This is a genomic window from Rhizomicrobium sp. (assembly GCF_056722145.1).
In genome coordinates, this window is sequence record NZ_JBWZET010000001.1 from 1 (window position 1) to 16,911 (window position 16,911).

Genomic DNA, 16,911 nt, shown 5'->3' on the forward strand with positions numbered 1-16,911 from the left:
CTTCTCGGATGTCGCTTCCGCATGCATGTCGATCACCACCGCATCGGCGCCCTCGCCCAAGGGACAGGCGCCAAGCTCGTGTTCGGCGGCGGCGAAGGGATCGTCGAGCGCATCCATGAAGACGCGGCCCATCAGGTTCAAGACCAGCACGCGCTGACCGGAGCGGGTCTCGTAAAGCCCGGCGCCCTTGCCCGGCACGCCGGGCGGATAATTGCGCGGACGCAGGATGCGGTCCTCGTCGTCGATGAAACCGAGTATCTCGCGCTGGTCGGCCCAATGGTTGCCGGTGGTGATGACGTCGACACCGGCGCCGAACAATTCGTCGGCGACGCCGCGGGTGAGGCCGAAGCCGCCAGCCGCGTTCTCGCCGTTGGCGATGACGAAATCGGGCGTGAGACGGGCCTTCAGCCGCGGCAGCTCGCTGACGACGACGTCCCGTCCGGGGCGACCGATGATGTCGCCGATGAAGAGGATGCGCATGGCGCCCTCATAGCATATAACGCCGCGGGCACCAGCCCGCCGGCGTCACAAAACGGCCACGAGGCGGGTGCACGCAGCGGTCGCGATGATGCGATTGCTGATGCATTTCCTCGCCGCGATGGCGATGGCCGGAGCGCTCCTGATGGGGGCGGCGGGAACCTTCGCCTGGCCCGGCGCCTGGATCCTGATTGCCGCCTTCGGCGGCGGCGCGCTGGCGATGGCGCTGTGGTTGTACCGCCACGATCCCGCTCTGTTGCGCGAGCGCAGCGGGCTGGGGAGCAAGCAAAAGCCCGCCTTCGACCGCATCCTGTTGCCGCTCGCCAATCTGGCCCTGCTCGGCTGGCTCATTGCGATGGGGCTCGATGCCCGCTGGAACGGCACCGCTGAGCTGCCGCTCGGCGCCAATCTTGCGGGCGGAGCGCTGATCCTGGTGGCGTTTGCGCTCGTCATCCGGGTGATGCGGGAAAACACCTTCGCCACCGCCTTCGTCCGCACCCAGCCCGAGCGCGGCCACCACGTCATCGCCACCGGCCCCTACCGGATCGTGCGTCACCCGATGTACGGCGCCGCCAGCCTTGCCTACGCCGCCATGCCGCTGACGCTGGGCTCCAAATGGGGCTTTGCCGGCGTCCCGGTGCTGGTGGCAGTGCTCGCTGTACGCAGCCTGTTCGAGGAAGGCTTGCTCAAGCGGGATCTTGAGGGTTATTGCGAATACACGGCCAAGGTGCGGTACAGGTTCATCCCATTCGTCTGGTAGCCAAGGACTCCATGCAAGCGATCGTCTTCGACTTTTTCGGTGTGATCTGTTCGGAAATCACGCCGTTCGTACTGCCGAACTACATGTCGGAAGAGGCGGCAGTCGCCTACAAGGCCAGCGTGGTGGAACGGGCCGACCGCGGCGAAATCGATCTGGCGGAAGTGCTGGACCACCTTTCCCACCTGACCGGCGCCGCACCGGCGACGCTCGAATCCGCGTTCTGGGACTGCGTCAAGATCAATCCCGAAATGGTGGCGCTGATCGAGCGGCTGAAAGGGCGCTACAAGACCGCGCTGCTCTCCAACGCGATGCGGCCGTTTCTTGACCAGATCCTCGAAAAGCACGATTTGAAGCGGCTTTTCGATACCATGGTGATCAGTTGCGAGGAGCACGTCACCAAGCCCGATCCCGCCATCTACCGGCTGATGACGAGCCGCCTCGGCGTGCCGGCGGAGGACTGCTTCTTCACCGACGATAACCTGGTCAACGTCACCGCGGCGCGCGGCGTCGGCATCCAGGCGGTGCAATATCGCGGCATGGCCGAACTGGTCGGCGACCTCAAGGCAGCGGGCGTTCTGTAAGCCCTACTGACAAAACCGGGTAAGACCGTCCTCGGTCAGCACCGCATCGAGGCGCTGGTCGTGCTCGCCATGCGGCACGACACCGACCGCCTGGCCCGCATAAGCGATGCCGATCGCGGTGACCAGTCCCACCGCGCGCAACGCCGCCAGCGTGCGGTCATAATAGCCGCCGCCATAGCCAAGGCGGTGCCCGGCACCGTCGAACGCCAGCAGCGGCACCAGCAACACCTCGGGAACCGCCAGCGGGCAATCGGGATGGGGTTCGCGCTGGCCATAGGCGTGGGTGACCATCGCATCACTCTCGCACCAGCGATGAAAGCGCAGCGGTGCAGCGGGCGCCACGATAGCGGGCAGCGCAAGCGGATGTCCTCGCGCGGCGAGCGCCAGCATCAAGGGCCGGGGATCGGCCTCGTCGCGAAAGGCGGCATAGCCGGCAACCACCGCACCGGGACGGAGCGCCAGCGTATCGGCATAGGCGGCCAGCCGCGTCGCGTGGGCCGGTTGGGCCAGCGCCCGACGACGGCGGTCCGCCTCGCGGCGCAGATCGGATTTCGCAGTCATGACGGCGGCAAGATAGCCCTCGCCGCCGCCCCCTCAAGTTATTTCGTGCGCCGGCGCGAAGCGACGAATAGGCCCGCCGCCAGCAGCAGCAGCGTCGCCGGTTCGGGCACGCCCGGATTGCCATTGCCGCCGCCTCCTCCTCCTCCGCCTCCACCACCGCCGCCGCCAATCGAGCCGCCGGCGTAGGAAAGCCGCCACAGCCCGTCAGAGGAAAAATCGAGCAGCAGCGTGCCGCTCGTCATGTCGGGACCGACGAGATCGCCGCGCGTGCCGCCCGAGGCAATGATCGTCTGCGTGCCGGTCGCCGGATCGAGCAGAACGATGTCGCCGTTGTTGTTGTTGACGATGATCTCGCCGTTCAGCACGCCGCCGGTGATCACGCCGGTGCCGTCCGGTCCGCCGGGGATGAAGGGCGAAGTGAATACCGGCGTCGACGGATCGGGCGTTGCCAGATCGTAGCCGCGAATATACCCGCTGAATTCGCCGTAGCCGGTCTTGCCGTCGGTCGAGACGGTGACGCCATCGAGCCCCGCCGCCGGACCGACCATGGTGACATGGCCGCTGACCGGATCGATGTCGAGCAGGCCATAAGCGTCGCCGGCGAGCAGGTGCCCGGTGACCGGATTGCCCCACAAGCCATAGGCATGGGACACCGTTTGCGACAGGGTCAGCGGCGTCAGGCTCAAATTGGTCGGATCGACGCTGTAATAGCCGCCGCCGAGAACGCCGAGATAAAGCTTGCCGCCGGCGCTGGCGATGCCGGTGGGCGTTCCCGGAGTCGGCGCACCCGACAGCACGCTGGCATAGGTCTGGCCATTGCTGGCAGGCAGCCGCAGCACCTCGCCATGGCTGTAGCCGGCACCATAAATGAAGCCGCCCGGTCCCGAGGTGACTCCGAGAATGCCGTAATAGCTGGAATCGCTGTAGTACTTCGACAGCGAGAAACCGAGGCTGGTTCCGGCCGGCGTCAGCATCAGACTGGCATCGGCAGCGCCCATCAGGGCGACGAGCGCCGCGGCGCCGAACAGCAGGTTGCGAGTCATGGCGTGCACCCCGATAAAGACACGCCCTTAATACAAGCAATCCAGATGCCACATTGCGGAAGCCGCGCCGGGCAAGCCTTTTGGCCAAGCTGCCGCAGCCGTCACGGCAAAACTGTCGTCGCCGATGACGACAACCGGTGGCGTCATTTTGGGGATAGCGGACAGGACCGCCAACGCCGTTGGATGTCGATCCTCACGGGCCTGCATGTGCAGGTGGGCGCCATGTGTCCGAAGCCACGGCCTCGGTCAGGGACAGCTCCCGGTGAGTACCATTAAGGCCCCTGGGCATCACGATCCTGACGCACGAGGCAGTACCTGTCCTCATTCCAATGTAGGGCAGTGGCGGCGCCATCACAATCGGGGCGGTGCGATTAACCACGATTGGGCAAGTTTCCCGCGCAAGCTTCAACCCTAGCCGATTAGCGTGAGGGTGGTAAGGTTGCGCCGGGGTAGGGCGATGAATCCGTTCGAACTGCGCCTGGTGTTGTGGGGATTGACGTTAGCGAGCTTGACGCTCCTGGCGTGGGGCATCTTTCTGTTCTCAAAAGACATCCGCTGGGGCGTCGAAAACACCTTCCGCAGTCAGCGCGTCGCCCTCAAGCGCAAGGCCAACGAACGCCGTCACCGCCGCGAACGCCGCCGACTTCGGCGCCAAGTTTGGCTCGGCAAGGCGCGGACGGCGCTGACCTATTCCGGTTGCGTGCTGGTCGTCGCCACGCTCGCGCCGGCCGTCTTCGGGCTGCTTCACATGGCGCTCAGAGGCTGGGTCGGCGAGCCCTATGCCGCCGGCAGCGCCAGCATGGGCTCGGCTGCCGTCGCCGGCTTCGCGACCGCTTTGTTCGTATCGAGCCTGCGCGGCACCCGAATCGAACTGGCTGAGAAGGTGATCGGCAGCCTGGCGGCCCCCGCCATGCCCGATACCCTGCTCGAAGCCGACCCCATAGCCTTCGAGCCCTATCGCCCGCTGTGGCACGGCCAAACGTCCCACCCCAATTACAATATCCGCCTCGGCACGAAGAACGCCGGCGAATGGATGGTCATCCTGCGACAGCTCGCGAACCCGCCGAACGGCCACTACACCATCGAGCGCCTCGCCGAGCAGATCAAAGAGCTCGAGGACTGGCACGACACCACCGCAAAAAAACTGAAGCACCGCAAGCCCCAGCCCCCGCTGCCGCCCATCAATTGGGTATGCATCACCGACAACACGGGACGGTTCCACGCCGTCCAGGATTACAAGGTTTTCAAGCACCAAATCGCCGTCCGCCGAAACAGCGCCTATGTCGACCTGCTCAATCTGACGACGGAGGAGGAACTGTGGTGTGCCCTGCAGAAACACATGGACCAAGCCCGGGCACAAACCGGTGACGGGGCCGCGGTGTACTACCCCAACGCCATCCCGGGGCTTGAATGCTTCTGGATTGCCAAAGGAGCGACGCGCGAAGCCGCGTTACGGCTGATGCTGGCGCAGAAAAAGTCCGCTGCCATGCTGGTGCGCGATGCCGAGCTCGGCATTCAGGCCGGCGTCATTACCGCGAAAAAGCTCGCTGAACAAATCCTGTTCGAGCCACTGGCAGGAACCGGCCTTGATGGCGTCGCGCTGGACCCAACCGGGCACGCCGCGCCGCCGGGGCTGCCGCCGCAGCCGCCGTGCTAGAACATTCACACGAGATCACGTCGTTCATCTTTCCTCCCCCGCGCCGACAGATCCTTTCACGCCGCTCCGCCGGCAAAAAAGCGGGGGAGGAAAGAATGATCTCGCTTGAACGTCCGACGTGCTAGGCCGCTTTCAGTTTCGCGGCGATGTCCTCGATCCGCTTGACGGCGTTTTCCAGCACATCGGCGGCGAGGCTTTCGGATTCGGCAACCCGGCCGCTGGCTTCGGCGTGCTGGCTTTTTTCGCCCGCCAGCTCCTGGCGCGCGGTTTCAAGCTGCGCCGTGGCGGCGTGGAGTTCGTCGGCCAGCAAGAGAGCCGCCATCAGGATCAGGCGCTGGTCGCCGACCTGCCCGACGGAACCCAGAAGTTCCTGGATTTTGCTGTCGACCTCGGCGGCGAGCGCCTTGAGATGCTCTTCTTCGCCATCGTCGCAGGCGATCGTGTAAGCCCGTCCGTTCACCATGACATTGACGAGGGGCATGCAAAACCTCCGAATCTGCAACGAAATCAACAAGCCACCGGTCGGATGCGGCCGGAAGTGACAAGTTTGAGTCAGCCGCCGCGGCCGAGCGCGGCGCGGATTTCGGCAATGGCGCCGTCGAGTCGGCCCTCCACTTCCTCGGTCAACCCGGTGAGCGAACGGGCATCGTCTTCCAGCGCGGCCACCCGAGCCACCAGTTCCTCGCGCTCGGCATCGAGGCGGGCGATCCGCGCTTCCGCAGCCGCGGCCGATTCGCGCGCCTTGAGCAGGGGTTCAGCCGCTTCTTCCAGTGCATCCAGAGCCTTGGCCAGCCGCTCTGCGGCCACTTCCAATCTGCTCACGGCGTCTCCTTTGTTCCCAACGGGTGCAAGGCCTTATCCGACCTTAGACACGCCGCCGCAGGAGGGTCAACGCAGCCGTGCAATAACTCCTGTGGAGACCCTTGACGACCCAGGCAAAGCCACGTTTAAGCCTGCCAAGCAGTTTCAGCGGCGGCCGATGATCCAACCGCGCGATTCTCAACGTGCTTATCCGCGACGATTTCCGGGCCGGGCCGTTCTGCTGCACCGGAGCCGGTTCAGGCGTTGCGGCGTGAGCAGAGCTTGCCGCCGTCAGCGCGATTGCGCGGTCTTGACGGCCCCGGCAGCCGGCCGCACAAAGGCGCGACGGTAACGCTACCATAAACCAAAAACCGACCAGAGAAGGTACCTCCCATGAGCAGCACGACCCCATCCTTCCAGGACCATACGCGCCTCCTGGCCAACGCCATTCGCGTTCTCGCCATGGACGGCGTGCAGGCGGCCAATTCCGGTCACCCCGGTCTGCCGCTCGGCATGGCCGATGTCGCCACCGTGCTGTTCTCGAAATTCCTCAAGTTCGACGCCACCGACCCGCAGTGGCCGGATCGCGACCGCTTCGTGTTGTCGGGCGGCCATGGCTCGATGCTGATCTATTCGCTGCTCTACCTGAATGGCTATCCCAAGATCCGCCTCGACGACCTCAAGGGCTTCCGCAAGCTGACCAGCCACTGCGCCGGTCATCCCGAATTCGGCATGCTGCCGGGCATCGAAACCACCACCGGCCCACTCGGCCAAGGCTTGGCGAACGCCGTCGGCATGGCGATGGCCGAACGCATTCTCGCGGCGCGCTATGGCGATGAGCTGGTCAACCACAAGACCTACGTCTTCGCCGGCGACGGCGATCTGATGGAGGGCATCAGCCACGAGGCGATCACCCTCGCCGGCCATCTCAAGCTGAGCAAGCTGGTGCTGCTCTATGATGACAACCACATCTCGATCGACGGTGCGACCTCGCTGTCGGATTCGACCGACACCATCAAGCGCTTCGAGGCCGCCAACTGGGCGACGCGCCGCATCGACGGGCAGAATGCCGACGAGATCGCCGAGGCCCTGACCTGGGCGCAGACCAGAGACAAGCCGGTGATCATCGCCTGCCGCACCACCATCGGTTTCGGCTCGCCGAAAAAGGCCGGTACCTCCAAGGCCCACGGCGAACCGCTCGGCGCCGACGAAGTGCTGGCGACCAAGAAGAACCTCGGCTGGCCGTCGCTCGAACCCTTCTTCGTCCCCGACGAACTCCTCGCCGAATGGCGTGCCATCGGCGTTCGGGGCAAGGGCGCCCATGCCGAATGGCAGGCCCGCTTCGACGCCTCGGCGAAGAAGGCCGAGTTCGAAGCCGCGCTGAAAGCCGATGTGCCGGCGGAAACCCTCGCCGCCCTCAACGAGGTCAAGAAGAAGGCGTCGGAAGAAAAGCCGGCGGTCGCCACCCGCAAGGCTTCCGAAATGGCGCTGGAAGCCATCAACGGCACCTGGGCGCTGACCATCGGCGGTTCCGCCGACCTGACGCCGTCGAACAACACCAAGACCAAGGACCTCAAGGACATCACGCCGGAGGATTTCTCCGGCCGCTACATTCATTGGGGCATCCGCGAATTCGGCATGGCGGCAGCGCTCAACGGCCTCTGCCTGCATGGCGGCGTCGTGCCCTACGCCGGCACCTTCCTGGTGTTCTCCGACTACTGCCGCCATGCCGTGCGGCTGTCGGCGCTGATGGGCATTCGCGTCATCTATGTCTTCACCCATGACTCGATCGGCGTCGGCGAAGACGGCCCGACCCATCAGCCGGTCGAACACGTCGCCGCATTGCGTGCCATTCCGGGACTGCGCGTCTATCGCCCTGCCGACGTCGTCGAAACCGCCGAAGTCTGGGCCACCGCGCTCGCCGACAAGAACCATCCCAGCGCGATGATCCTGTCGCGCCAGAACATGGCGACGTTCCGTACCCTGCACACCGACGAGAACCTCGCGGCCAAGGGCGCCTATGTCGCTGCCGACGCGCCGAACGCGAAAGTGACGCTGATGGCAACCGGCTCGGAAGTCGAAGTCGCGTTCAAGGCGCGCGACCTCTTGGCGGCCGAAGGAATCGCGGCGCGCGTGGTGTCGATGCCGTCGTGGGAACTGTTCGAGCAACAAAGCGCAACATACCGTGAAAGCGTGCTCGGCACCGGCACGGTAAAAGTGGCAATTGAGGCAGGATTGCGGTTTGGTTGGGACCGCTACATTGGTTCTGATGGCGCTTTCGTGGGCATGTCGGGCTTTGGCGCCTCGGGACCGGCCAAGGAAGTTTACAAGCACTTCGGCATAACTGCCGAACATGCGGTAGAGGCGGCAAAAAGTGCATTGAAACGGTGATGTTTGAGGCTTAAGTCAGCGCTGTCAAATGAAGGGATTCTAGGAGGTACATATGGCCATTCGTGTTGCTATCAACGGCTTCGGCCGCATCGGTCGGTTGGTGTTGCGTTCTATCGTGAAGTCCGGTCGTCGCGATATCGAAGTCGTCGCGATCAACGACCTCGGCCCGGTCGCCACCAATGCGCATCTGCTGCGCTATGACTCGGTGCACGGCCGTCTCGACGCGTCGGTGTCGGTGGATGGCGATATCATGACCGTCGCCGGTCATAAGATCAAAGTGACGGCGATCAAGGATCCCACGCAGCTGCCGCATAAGGATCTCGGCGTCGACATCGCAATGGAATGCACGGGCATCTTCTCGGCCCGCGACAAGGCGGCGATGCACCTGACCGCCGGTGCCAAGCGCGTGCTGGTTTCGGCCCCGTCGGACGGCGCCGACCTGACCGTCGTCTACGGCGTCAACCACGACAAGCTGACCAAGGATCACCTGGTCGTGTCCAATGCCTCCTGCACGACCAACGGTCTCGCCCCGGTCGCCAAGGTGCTGAATGACAATTTCGGCATCGAGAAGGGCATCATGACCACGATCCACTCCTACACCGGCGACCAGCCGACGCTGGACACGCTGCACAAGGATCTCTATCGCGCCCGCGCTGCGGGTCTGTCGATGATCCCGACCTCGACCGGCGCCGCCAAGGCCGTCGGCCTGGTGCTGCCGGAACTGAAGGGCAAGCTCGACGGCATCTCGGTGCGCGTCCCGACCCCGAACGTTTCGCTGGTCGATCTCAAGGTCGTGCTCAAGAACAACGCGACCAAGGAAGAGATCAACGCCAAGATGAAGGAAGCCTCGGAAGGCTTCTTGAAGGGCATCCTCGACTACGTCGAAGATCCGCTGGTGTCGAGCGACTTCAACGGCTGCCCGGCCTCGTCGTCCTTCATGGCGCCGCAGACCAAGGTGATCGAAGGCAACATGGCCGCGGTCTATTCCTGGTACGACAACGAGTGGGGCTTCTCGAACCGCATGGTCGACACGGCCCTCTGCCTCGCGAAGTTCATCTGAACGTAATACGAGGGGCGCTCCGGCGCCCCTACCCTTTCGGGCGCGCGAGGCTTTTCATGGCTTCCCGCGCCCTTTTCATTCCTCCCGTGCGCCCATGACGGCGCGCCCGAAATATCCGGCGGGCCCATGACGGCCCCCACCAACCCGAAGGACCTCTTTCCATGGCCACCACCTTCCACACCATCGACGACCTCGACGTTGCCGGCAAGCGCGTGCTCGTCCGCGCCGACTTCAACGTGCCGATGAAGGACGGCGTCGTCACCTCGACGACCCGCATCGAGCGCCAGGCGCCCACCATCACCGATCTCGTCGCCAAGGGCGCCAAGGTCATCATCTGCTCGCACTTCGATCGTCCCAAGGGCAAGGTCGTGCCGTCGATGAGTCTGAAGCCGGTCGCCGCGCCGCTGTCCAAGATCATCGGCAAGCCGGTCGCCTTCGCCGAGGATTGCGTCGGCCCGGTGGCCGAAGCCGCGGTCGCCAAGATGAACGCCGGCGACGTGCTCCTGCTCGAAAACACCCGCTTCCATGCCGGTGAAGAGAAGAACGATCCGGAACTGGCCAAGCAGATGGCGGCGCTGGCCGACATCTATGTCAACGACGCCTTCTCGAGTGCCCACCGCGCCCATGCCTCCACCGAGGGCGTTGCCCACCTGTTGCCGAACGCCGCCGGCCGCTCGATGCAGGCCGAACTCACCGCCCTGTCGAAGGCCTTGGAGACCCCGGTGCGCCCGGTGATGGCCGTCGTCGGCGGCGCCAAGATTTCGTCCAAGATCGGCGTTCTGGAAAACCTCTTGAAGCGCGTCGACATCCTGGTGATCGGCGGCGCCATGGCCAACACCTTCCTCGCCGCCCAGGGCAAGAATATCGGCAAGTCGCTGTGCGAAGCCGATCAGTTCCCGACCGCGCTGAAGACCCTGGAAGCCGCCAAGAATTCCGGCAAGCAGATCGTGCTGCCGGTCGATGCCGCCTGCGCCAAGGAATTCAAGGCCGGTGCCGCCCATCGCATCGCCTCGGTGGATGACGTCAAGGACGACGAGATGATCCTCGACGTCGGCCCGGCGTCGGTGGAAGAGTTCAAGAAGATCCTCACCACCACCAAGACCGTGGTGTGGAACGGCCCGTTCGGCGCCTTTGAAATCCCGCCGTTCGACGCCGGCACCGTCGGCGCCGCGACCGCGGTGGCCGATGCGACCCAGGCCGGCAAGCTGTTGTCGGTTGCCGGCGGCGGCGACACCGTCTCGGCCCTCAACACCGCTAAGGTTGCCGACAAGTTCAGCTACGTTTCGACCGCCGGCGGTGCCTTCCTCGAATGGCTGGAAGGCCTGGAACTGCCGGGCGTCGTGGCGCTGGCGGTGAAGTAGTTTTCCCTTCGCAACCGAAGGGTGAGCGTCCTACAGTGAGCCCCTGTTCCATGCGGAACGGGGGCTTTTCTTTTGAGGATGCGCGATGACTGACGCCGTTGAAAAAATCCTGTCCTGGTACGAGAGCGACAATCCGGGCGTGAAGACCAATCTCGCCCGCATGCTGTACCACGGCAAGCTCGGCGGCACCGGCAAGCTCGTCATCCTGCCGGTGGACCAGGGCTTCGAGCACGGCCCCGACCGCTGCTTCGTGCCCAATCCGCCGGCCTACGATCCGCATTACCATTTCCAGCTCGCCATCGACGCCGGCCTGTCGGCATTCGCCTCGCCGCTCGGCATGCTGGAAGCCGGCGCTGCGACGTTTGCGGGCCGCATTCCGCTGATCCTGAAAGTGAACTCGGCGAACCTGCTGTATCCGAAAGAAGGCCCCAAGACGCAGGCGGTCACCGCCACCGTGCGCGATGCGCTGCGCCTCGGCTGCGTCGCCGTCGGGCTCACCATCTATCCCGGTTCGCTCAAATCCTACGACATGTTCGAGACCGCCCGCGAGTTCGTGGCGGCGGCAAAGGATGTCGGCCTGCCGACGGTGATCTGGTCCTATCCGCGCGGCGAGGAATTATCGAAGGATGGCGAGACCGCCATCGATATCGCCACCTACGCGACGCAGATGGCGGCGCTGCTCGGCGCTCACATCATCAAGGTCAAGCTGCCGACCGCGTTCGTCGAGGCCCACGATGTGGAGGAGCTGTACCACGGCGCCAACGTGCCGACCGCAACGCTGACCGACCGCATCCGTCTGGTGATGAAAGCCGCACTCGGCGGGCGGCGCGTGGTCGTGTTCTCGGGCGGCGCCAAGGCCGATGAGGCCGGGCTTATCGAGCAGGCCAAGGCGATCAAAGCCGGCGGCGGCAACGGCTCCATCATCGGCCGCAATTCGTTCCAGCGCTCGAAAGCAGACGCACTGACGCTGCTGGAGAAGCTGGTGGAAGTGTATCGGGGCTGATCGTCAGCCCATTCAGGGTGTCATCGCCCCGCGAATGCGGGCGACCCGGGTTGTGTTGCTCTACCGTTGGTGTGGAGTTCCCGGCTCGCTCTGAACCTGCAGCGCATGCGTGACCTGGATGGCCCGCATTGGCGGGCCATGACATGATTGTGCCGTGGTGTTATCCGCACGCTTTGCGCTACAACGGCGCTCGATTTCGTCAACCCGACCTGGGCTTCACCACCTGGGTCCCCTTCCCGCCCAGTCGGCGCGCGCTGCGCTCCGCCCGGTCGCCGGGGATGACAATGCAACATGAACCCTGCCGTCTCTACCTCATTACTCCGCCCGCGCTGGAACCCGCCGCCTTTGCCGAGACGCTGAAGCGCGCGCTCGATGCCGGCGACGTCGCCTCGGTGCAGCTTCGCCTCAAGGAGGTGCCCGACGACGATATCGCCCGGGCGGTCGACGTTTTGATGCCGGTGGCCCAATCGCGCGACGTTGCGTTCCTGCTCAACGACTGCCCCGACCTCGCCGCCAGGCTCGGAACCGACGGTGTCCATATCGGACAAGACGACATGGCCTACGCAGAAACCCGTAAGCTGGTCGGGCCGGACCGCATCGTCGGGGTCACCTGCCACAATTCGCGCCACCTCGCGATGGAAGCGGGCGAGGCCGGGGCCGACTATATCGCCTTCGGCGCGTTCTATCCGACGACCACCAAGGACCCGAAAACATCGTGTGAAATCGAGGTGTTGCAGTGGTGGGCCGAGATGATGACGGTGCCGGTCGTCGCCATCGGCGGCATCACCGTGGAAAATGCCGCCCCGCTCATCGCGGCCGGTGCCGATTTTCTCGCCGTTTCGAGCGGAATCTGGGCCCATCCGGCCGGCCCCGCCGCCGCGGTGCGCGCCTTTAACGCTTTGTTTTAGCTGCCTATCTTTGACGCACGTCGGCGGCGTTGTTTTGCCGTATTCACGCGGCTATTTAAGCCCCCGAAGAGATGATGAGGACGACATGACCGTCAAGCTGAAGCCCGGCGTCGTGACCGGCAAGGAATATCGCCAACTGATCGCCGCCGCGAAAGAGGGCGGCTATGCCCTTCCCGCCGTGAACGTGGTTTCGTCCAACGTCCTCAATGCCGTGCTCGAAGGCGCGGCCAAGGCGAAGTCGGACATCATCATCCAGATGTCGAACGGCGGCGCCCGCTTCTATGCCGGCGAAGGCGCACCCGATGCGCACAAGGCGCGCGTTGCGGGCTCGACCTCGATCGCCAAGCACGTTCATCTGTTGGCGGAAGAATACGGCGTCTGCGTCGTGCTCCACACCGACCACGCCAATCGCAAGCTGCTGCCGTGGGTCGATGGTTTGATCGACGTGTCGGAAGAGCATTTCGCCAAGACCGGCAAGCCGCTCTATTCCTCGCATATGGTCGATCTGTCGAGCGAGCCGCTCGAAGACAATCTCAAGGAATGCGCCCGCGTCCTCAAGCGCCTGGCGCCGATGGGCATGAGCCTCGAAATCGAACTCGGCGTCACCGGCGGCGAGGAAGACGGCATCGGCCATGAGCTCGAAGAAGGCGATGTCGGCAATCCGAAACTGTATACCCAGCCGGAAGACGTGCTGCGCGCCTATGAAGTGCTGTCGCCGATCGGCCACTTCTCGGTCGCGGCGTCGTTCGGCAACGTCCACGGCGTCTATGCGCCCGGCAACGTCAAGCTGCGCCCGGTGATCCTGAAGAATTCGCAGGAACTGGTCGCCAAGAAGCACGACCTCAACAAGAACCCGCTCGATCTCGTCTTCCACGGCGGCTCGGGCAGCCCGAAGGAACAGATCGCCGAGGCGGTCTCCTACGGCGTCTTCAAGATGAACATCGACACCGACATGCAGTTCGCCTTCGCCCATGCGGTGGCGGCGGAAGTCGATGCCAATCCGAAGGCGTTCAAGTATCAGGTCGATCCGGAAACCAACGCGCCGTACAAGAAGCTGTACGACCCGCGCAAGTGGCTGCGCGCCGGCGAACTCGGCATCATGGCGCGCCTGGAAGAATGCATGAAGGACCTCGGCTCGATCGGCAAGTCGGTCGTGCAATAGGGTTCGGCAAAAACCGCAGATGAGGCGCTCCGGCAACGGGGCGCCTTTTTTGTTGGAATTGGGCATGATAGCGGTGCGGCGAGATGGCAGGAGCGCTGGCGTTCGCCGGCCAATAAAACCGGAACCCTGAGGGGGCCATGGTGAAGGCGAGCATAAAGCTGATGGCGTGGCTGCGGCGTCGCGATGGCGGGCTGATCATCGCTGCGATCGGCCTTGCCGGGCTTGTCCTGTTCTTCGGCGATTATCTCAGCCACGCCCATCCGCCGCGCGACCGCTGGGGCTACATGCTCGGGCGCGATTTCGTCAACACCTGGATGGGCGCGCGCGCCGTGTTGAGCGGCAACCTCAATGCCCTGCTCAATGTCGATGCCCACAATCTGGCGCTGCTGCATACGCTGGGGCCGATGCCGCCGCACAATTGGTCCTATCCGCCGGCGCTGCTGTTGTTCATCTGGCCGCTCGGCCACTTCGATTATGTGACGGCGTTGGCGCTGTGGTCGCTGATCGGTTATGCGGCCTATGTCGCGGCCTCGGCCAGCTTCGACAAATCGGCGCGCTTTCTGCTGCTGGTGGCGGCGGCGCCGGTGGTGGCGGCCAATCTCTACAGCGGTCAGACCGGCTTCTTCACCGCCGCGGTGCTGATCCTGTTCTTCCGCTTCCTCGACGAGCGCCCGCTTCTCAGCGGCGCCATTCTCGGCCTGATGCTGATGAAGCCGCATCTGGTGCTGCTCTATCCCTTGGCACTGGTGGCGAGCGGACGCTGGCGCACACTCGTGGCGGCAGGCGCCATGGCGCTGGTGCTGGCGGGCGTGACGGCCGCGGTGTTCGGCGCCCATATCTGGCCGGACTATTTCCACATGGTGGTGCCGGTGCAGCGCGGCGTGCTCGATTACGGCGGCGGTTTCCTCACCATGATGCCGACCGGTTTCATGCACGGCCGCATGATGGGCCTGCCGCTGGCGCTGTGCTGGAAGATCCAGGTTCCGTTCACCCTGTTCGGTATCGGCGCGGTAATCTGGACGTATCTCAAACGCCGCGATCCGGTGTTGTCCGCGGCCGTGCTGCTGACCGCCTCGGTGATCGCCTCGCCTTACAGTTTCAACTACGACATGGTGGCGTTCGGCTGGCTGACGGCGATGTTGTGGCCGCGTTTCACCGGTTTCTGGGACCGGGTTCTCCTGGTGGCAGTATGGACGGCACCGCTGACCCTGGTCGCGGCCGGCGAAGTCCATTTGCCGCTCGGTGCCCCGTTCCTGGCGCTTTTCCTGGTGCGCCTTGTGGCCGCCCTGGCGAAGCCGAGCCCGGCCGCGCAATTGCCCTGACCGGGCAAGCCTGCTATCACCCGCGCGCTCTTTCTCACGACCTGAATTTCCCGCGCCGGGAGCGATCCCGGTCGCCCACGAGGTACATCATGGCCAAAATCGCAGGCAACGAAATCCGCCCCGGCACGCTCGTCGAATACGATGGCGGCCTCTGGATCGCGGTGAAGACGCAGGCGGTCAAGCCCGGCAAGGGTGGCGCCTACAATCAGGTCGAACTCAAGAACATCATCACCGGCACCAAGCTGAACCAGCGCTTCCGCTCGGACGAGACCGTCGACGAGGTCTATCTCGAGAAGAAGGACTATCAGTTCCTCTATGCCGAAGGCGAAATGCTGGTGTTCATGGACATCAACACCTACGAGCAGATCGAACTGCAGAAGGATTTCGTCGGCGAACGCGCCCAGTTCCTCACCGACGGCATGAAGGTCATGGTGACGAGCTATGCAGACAAGCCGATCGGCGTGCAGATGCCGCTGCAGGTGGTCCTGACCGTCACCGAGGCCGATCCGGTGATGCGCGGCGGCACCGCGGCCCCCTCCTACAAGAGCGCCGTGCTCGAAAACGGCCTCAAGATCCAGGTTCCCCCGTTCATCGATGCGGGCACCAAGGTCGTCGTGTCGACCGAAGACGGCAGTTACGTGAAAAGAGCTGAAATCTGATGCCCTACCTCTCTCCTGCCCTGAACGTGATGGTTGGCGCGGCCCGCAAGGCGGCGCGTCCTTTGGTGCGCGACTTCGGCGAACTCGAAAACCTGCAGATCAGCCACAAGGGCCCGGCGGATTTCGTGTCCAATGCCGACGAACGCACCGAGCGCATCCTGTTCGAGGAGCTGACCAAGGCGCGTCCCGGCTATGGCTTCCTCGGCGAGGAAGGCGGCTATCGCGAAGGCTCGGACAAGACCCATCGCTTCATCATCGATCCGATCGACGGCACCACCAATTTCCTCCACGGCGTGCCGATCTTCGCGATTTCCATCGCGCTGGAACGTGAAGGCCAGCTGCAGTCGGCGGTGGTCTACAATCCCATTTCCGACGACCTGTTCGTCGCCGAAAAGGGCCATGGCGCCTATCTCAACGACAAGCGCCTGCGTGTCGCCGCCCGCAAGAGCCTGCCCGAGACCCTGATCGCCACCGGCATTCCCTACATGGCCCGCGGCACCGACGCCGAGCGCGAGCGCAGCCTGGCCGAGGTGAAGGCGGTGGTTTCGCGCACCTCCGGCATTAGGCGCTGCGGCGCGGCCTCGCTCGACCTCGCCTACACGGCGGCGGGACGTTTTGACGCGTTCTGGGAGCGCGGCCTCAACGCCTGGGACATTGCTGCCGGCATCCTCTTGGTGAAAGAGGCGGGCGGGCTCGTTACCAACCTCGACGGCTCGTCCGATCCCTTCAGCAACGGCGACGTCCTGGCCGCCAACGAGACCCTGCATCCCCTGCTGATGAAGCTGGTGCAGAACCCGTTCGGTTGAGACGCAGCGGCGAGGTGATTATGGTGGCGTTCGCCTCGTGAGGCTCGGCTGATTCCCATGCGCATCGTCCCCACTCTGACTCTCGCCCTCGTCCTGGCCGCTCCGGCCTGGGCGCAAAACGATGACGTGACCGTAAACGGCGACGCCGCCGGCCAGACCCTGATCGATCCGGCGACCGGCCAGAGCCGCTATGTGCCGCCGCTGCTGCAGCCCTGGCAGGATGAGGCGATCCACTTGCGCCCGCCGGGTCATCACCGCCCCAAAAAGCCGGCGGCGACGACCGCCACAACCCCGGCGCCCACGGTTGCGGCGGCTCCGCCACCCAAGCCGAAACGGCAGCGCGCCGCCGCCGTGACGCC

General features: G+C 64.6%; 17 protein-coding genes, 1 other RNA gene and 1 pseudogene. 13 read left to right on the plus strand and 6 right to left on the minus strand.

Annotation, left to right across the window (positions count from 1 at the left end; translation table 11 throughout):
- Positions 1-480 (minus strand): YmdB family metallophosphoesterase (locus AC1P6P_RS00005; protein WP_481400378.1); only part of this gene is annotated, 480 nt, incomplete at its 3' end.
- Between the two features lie 85 nt (positions 481-565).
- On the opposite strand from AC1P6P_RS00005, the gene AC1P6P_RS00010 reads away from it, so the two are divergent.
- Complete coding sequence (locus AC1P6P_RS00010; protein ID WP_481400379.1) at positions 566-1,237, plus strand: methyltransferase family protein; 672 nt, start codon at positions 566-568, stop codon at positions 1,235-1,237.
- Positions 1,238-1,248: 11 nt separating this feature from the next.
- Complete coding sequence (locus tag AC1P6P_RS00015; protein WP_481400380.1) at positions 1,249-1,818, plus strand: HAD family hydrolase; 570 nt, start codon at positions 1,249-1,251, stop codon at positions 1,816-1,818.
- A gap of 3 nt (positions 1,819-1,821) precedes the next feature.
- Here the strand turns inward: AC1P6P_RS00015 and AC1P6P_RS00020 are convergent, their stop codons facing one another.
- The 3 genes from AC1P6P_RS00020 to ssrS all read right to left on the minus strand — a co-directional run bounded on the left by AC1P6P_RS00020 (position 1,822) and on the right by ssrS (position 3,740).
- The gene (locus tag AC1P6P_RS00020) at positions 1,822-2,379 is read right to left on the minus strand and encodes a 5-formyltetrahydrofolate cyclo-ligase (RefSeq protein ID WP_481400381.1); all 558 of its coding nucleotides are present in this window, start codon (positions 2,377-2,379) and stop codon (positions 1,822-1,824) included.
- 38 nt (positions 2,380-2,417) lie between these two features.
- Positions 2,418-3,422 carry a PEP-CTERM sorting domain-containing protein gene (locus tag AC1P6P_RS00025; protein WP_481400382.1) on the minus strand — a complete coding sequence of 335 codons (1,005 nt, stop codon included), beginning with the start codon at positions 3,420-3,422 and terminating at the stop codon, positions 2,418-2,420.
- A 160-nt stretch (positions 3,423-3,582) separates the two neighbouring features.
- Positions 3,583-3,740, minus strand: a non-coding RNA gene (gene ssrS / locus AC1P6P_RS00030) — 6S RNA.
- Between the two features lie 139 nt (positions 3,741-3,879).
- On the opposite strand from ssrS, the gene AC1P6P_RS00035 reads away from it, so the two are divergent.
- Entirely contained in the window at positions 3,880-5,079 is a 1,200-nt protein-coding gene (locus AC1P6P_RS00035; protein ID WP_481400383.1) for a hypothetical protein, read from the plus strand.
- A 121-nt stretch (positions 5,080-5,200) separates the two neighbouring features.
- On the opposite strand, the gene AC1P6P_RS00040 is transcribed toward AC1P6P_RS00035, so the two are convergent.
- Positions 5,201-5,560 (minus strand): cell division protein ZapA, encoded by a 360-nt coding sequence (locus tag AC1P6P_RS00040; protein WP_481400384.1) that lies wholly within the window; start codon positions 5,558-5,560, stop codon positions 5,201-5,203.
- A 71-nt stretch (positions 5,561-5,631) separates the two neighbouring features.
- Positions 5,632-5,901 (minus strand): DUF4164 family protein, encoded by a 270-nt coding sequence (locus tag AC1P6P_RS00045; protein WP_481400385.1) that lies wholly within the window; start codon positions 5,899-5,901, stop codon positions 5,632-5,634.
- 372 nt (positions 5,902-6,273) lie between these two features.
- On the opposite strand from AC1P6P_RS00045, the gene tkt reads away from it, so the two are divergent.
- The 10 genes and pseudogenes from tkt to AC1P6P_RS00095 form a co-directional block, all read left to right on the plus strand.
- On the plus strand, positions 6,274-8,271 hold the full coding sequence (gene tkt, locus AC1P6P_RS00050; protein ID WP_481400386.1) for a transketolase: 1,998 nt from the start codon (positions 6,274-6,276) through the stop codon (positions 8,269-8,271).
- Positions 8,272-8,323: 52 nt separating this feature from the next.
- The gene (gap, locus tag AC1P6P_RS00055; RefSeq protein WP_481400387.1) at positions 8,324-9,331 is read left to right on the plus strand and encodes a type I glyceraldehyde-3-phosphate dehydrogenase; all 1,008 of its coding nucleotides are present in this window, start codon (positions 8,324-8,326) and stop codon (positions 9,329-9,331) included.
- A 161-nt stretch (positions 9,332-9,492) separates the two neighbouring features.
- A complete protein-coding gene (locus AC1P6P_RS00060; protein WP_481400388.1) occupies positions 9,493-10,692 on the plus strand; it encodes a phosphoglycerate kinase in 1,200 nt (399 codons plus the stop codon).
- Between the two features lie 85 nt (positions 10,693-10,777).
- A complete protein-coding gene (locus AC1P6P_RS00065; RefSeq protein ID WP_481400389.1) occupies positions 10,778-11,695 on the plus strand; it encodes a class I fructose-bisphosphate aldolase in 918 nt (305 codons plus the stop codon).
- A gap of 284 nt (positions 11,696-11,979) precedes the next feature.
- Complete coding sequence (gene thiE / locus AC1P6P_RS00070; protein WP_481400390.1) at positions 11,980-12,603, plus strand: thiamine phosphate synthase; 624 nt, start codon at positions 11,980-11,982, stop codon at positions 12,601-12,603.
- A gap of 85 nt (positions 12,604-12,688) precedes the next feature.
- On the plus strand, positions 12,689-13,765 hold the full coding sequence (gene fbaA, locus AC1P6P_RS00075; protein WP_481400391.1) for a class II fructose-bisphosphate aldolase: 1,077 nt from the start codon (positions 12,689-12,691) through the stop codon (positions 13,763-13,765).
- A gap of 137 nt (positions 13,766-13,902) precedes the next feature.
- On the plus strand, positions 13,903-15,087 hold the full coding sequence (locus tag AC1P6P_RS00080) for a glycosyltransferase family 87 protein (RefSeq protein WP_481400392.1): 1,185 nt from the start codon (positions 13,903-13,905) through the stop codon (positions 15,085-15,087).
- Positions 15,088-15,176: 89 nt separating this feature from the next.
- Positions 15,177-15,746 (plus strand): elongation factor P, encoded by a 570-nt coding sequence (gene efp, locus AC1P6P_RS00085; protein WP_481400393.1) that lies wholly within the window; start codon positions 15,177-15,179, stop codon positions 15,744-15,746.
- A complete protein-coding gene (locus tag AC1P6P_RS00090) occupies positions 15,746-16,552 on the plus strand; it encodes an inositol monophosphatase family protein (protein WP_481400394.1) in 807 nt (268 codons plus the stop codon). Before efp ends, AC1P6P_RS00090 begins: the two co-directional genes overlap by 1 nt.
- 57 nt (positions 16,553-16,609) lie before the next feature.
- Positions 16,610-16,911, plus strand: a pseudogene (locus AC1P6P_RS00095) (hypothetical protein); the annotation flags it as partial.

Excerpts from the sequence above, each read along its gene's own strand:
- AC1P6P_RS00010 (WP_481400379.1), top strand. The coding sequence starts at position 566 with ATGATGCGATTGCTGATGCATTTCCTCGCCGCGATGGCGATGGCCGGA.
- AC1P6P_RS00015 (WP_481400380.1), top strand. The coding sequence starts at position 1,249 with ATGCAAGCGATCGTCTTCGACTTTTTCGGTGTGATCTGTTCGGAAATC.
- AC1P6P_RS00020 (WP_481400381.1), bottom strand. The coding sequence starts at position 2,379 with ATGACTGCGAAATCCGATCTGCGCCGCGAGGCGGACCGCCGTCGTCGG.
- AC1P6P_RS00025 (WP_481400382.1), bottom strand. The coding sequence starts at position 3,422 with ATGACTCGCAACCTGCTGTTCGGCGCCGCGGCGCTCGTCGCCCTGATG.
- AC1P6P_RS00035 (WP_481400383.1), top strand. The coding sequence starts at position 3,880 with ATGAATCCGTTCGAACTGCGCCTGGTGTTGTGGGGATTGACGTTAGCG.
- AC1P6P_RS00040 (WP_481400384.1), bottom strand. The coding sequence starts at position 5,560 with ATGCCCCTCGTCAATGTCATGGTGAACGGACGGGCTTACACGATCGCC.
- tkt (WP_481400386.1), top strand. The coding sequence starts at position 6,274 with ATGAGCAGCACGACCCCATCCTTCCAGGACCATACGCGCCTCCTGGCC.
- gap (WP_481400387.1), top strand. The coding sequence starts at position 8,324 with ATGGCCATTCGTGTTGCTATCAACGGCTTCGGCCGCATCGGTCGGTTG.
- AC1P6P_RS00060 (WP_481400388.1), top strand. The coding sequence starts at position 9,493 with ATGGCCACCACCTTCCACACCATCGACGACCTCGACGTTGCCGGCAAG.
- AC1P6P_RS00065 (WP_481400389.1), top strand. The coding sequence starts at position 10,778 with ATGACTGACGCCGTTGAAAAAATCCTGTCCTGGTACGAGAGCGACAAT.
- thiE (WP_481400390.1), top strand. The coding sequence starts at position 11,980 with ATGCAACATGAACCCTGCCGTCTCTACCTCATTACTCCGCCCGCGCTG.
- fbaA (WP_481400391.1), top strand. The coding sequence starts at position 12,689 with ATGACCGTCAAGCTGAAGCCCGGCGTCGTGACCGGCAAGGAATATCGC.
- AC1P6P_RS00080 (WP_481400392.1), top strand. The coding sequence starts at position 13,903 with ATGGTGAAGGCGAGCATAAAGCTGATGGCGTGGCTGCGGCGTCGCGAT.
- efp (WP_481400393.1), top strand. The coding sequence starts at position 15,177 with ATGGCCAAAATCGCAGGCAACGAAATCCGCCCCGGCACGCTCGTCGAA.
- AC1P6P_RS00090 (WP_481400394.1), top strand. The coding sequence starts at position 15,746 with ATGCCCTACCTCTCTCCTGCCCTGAACGTGATGGTTGGCGCGGCCCGC.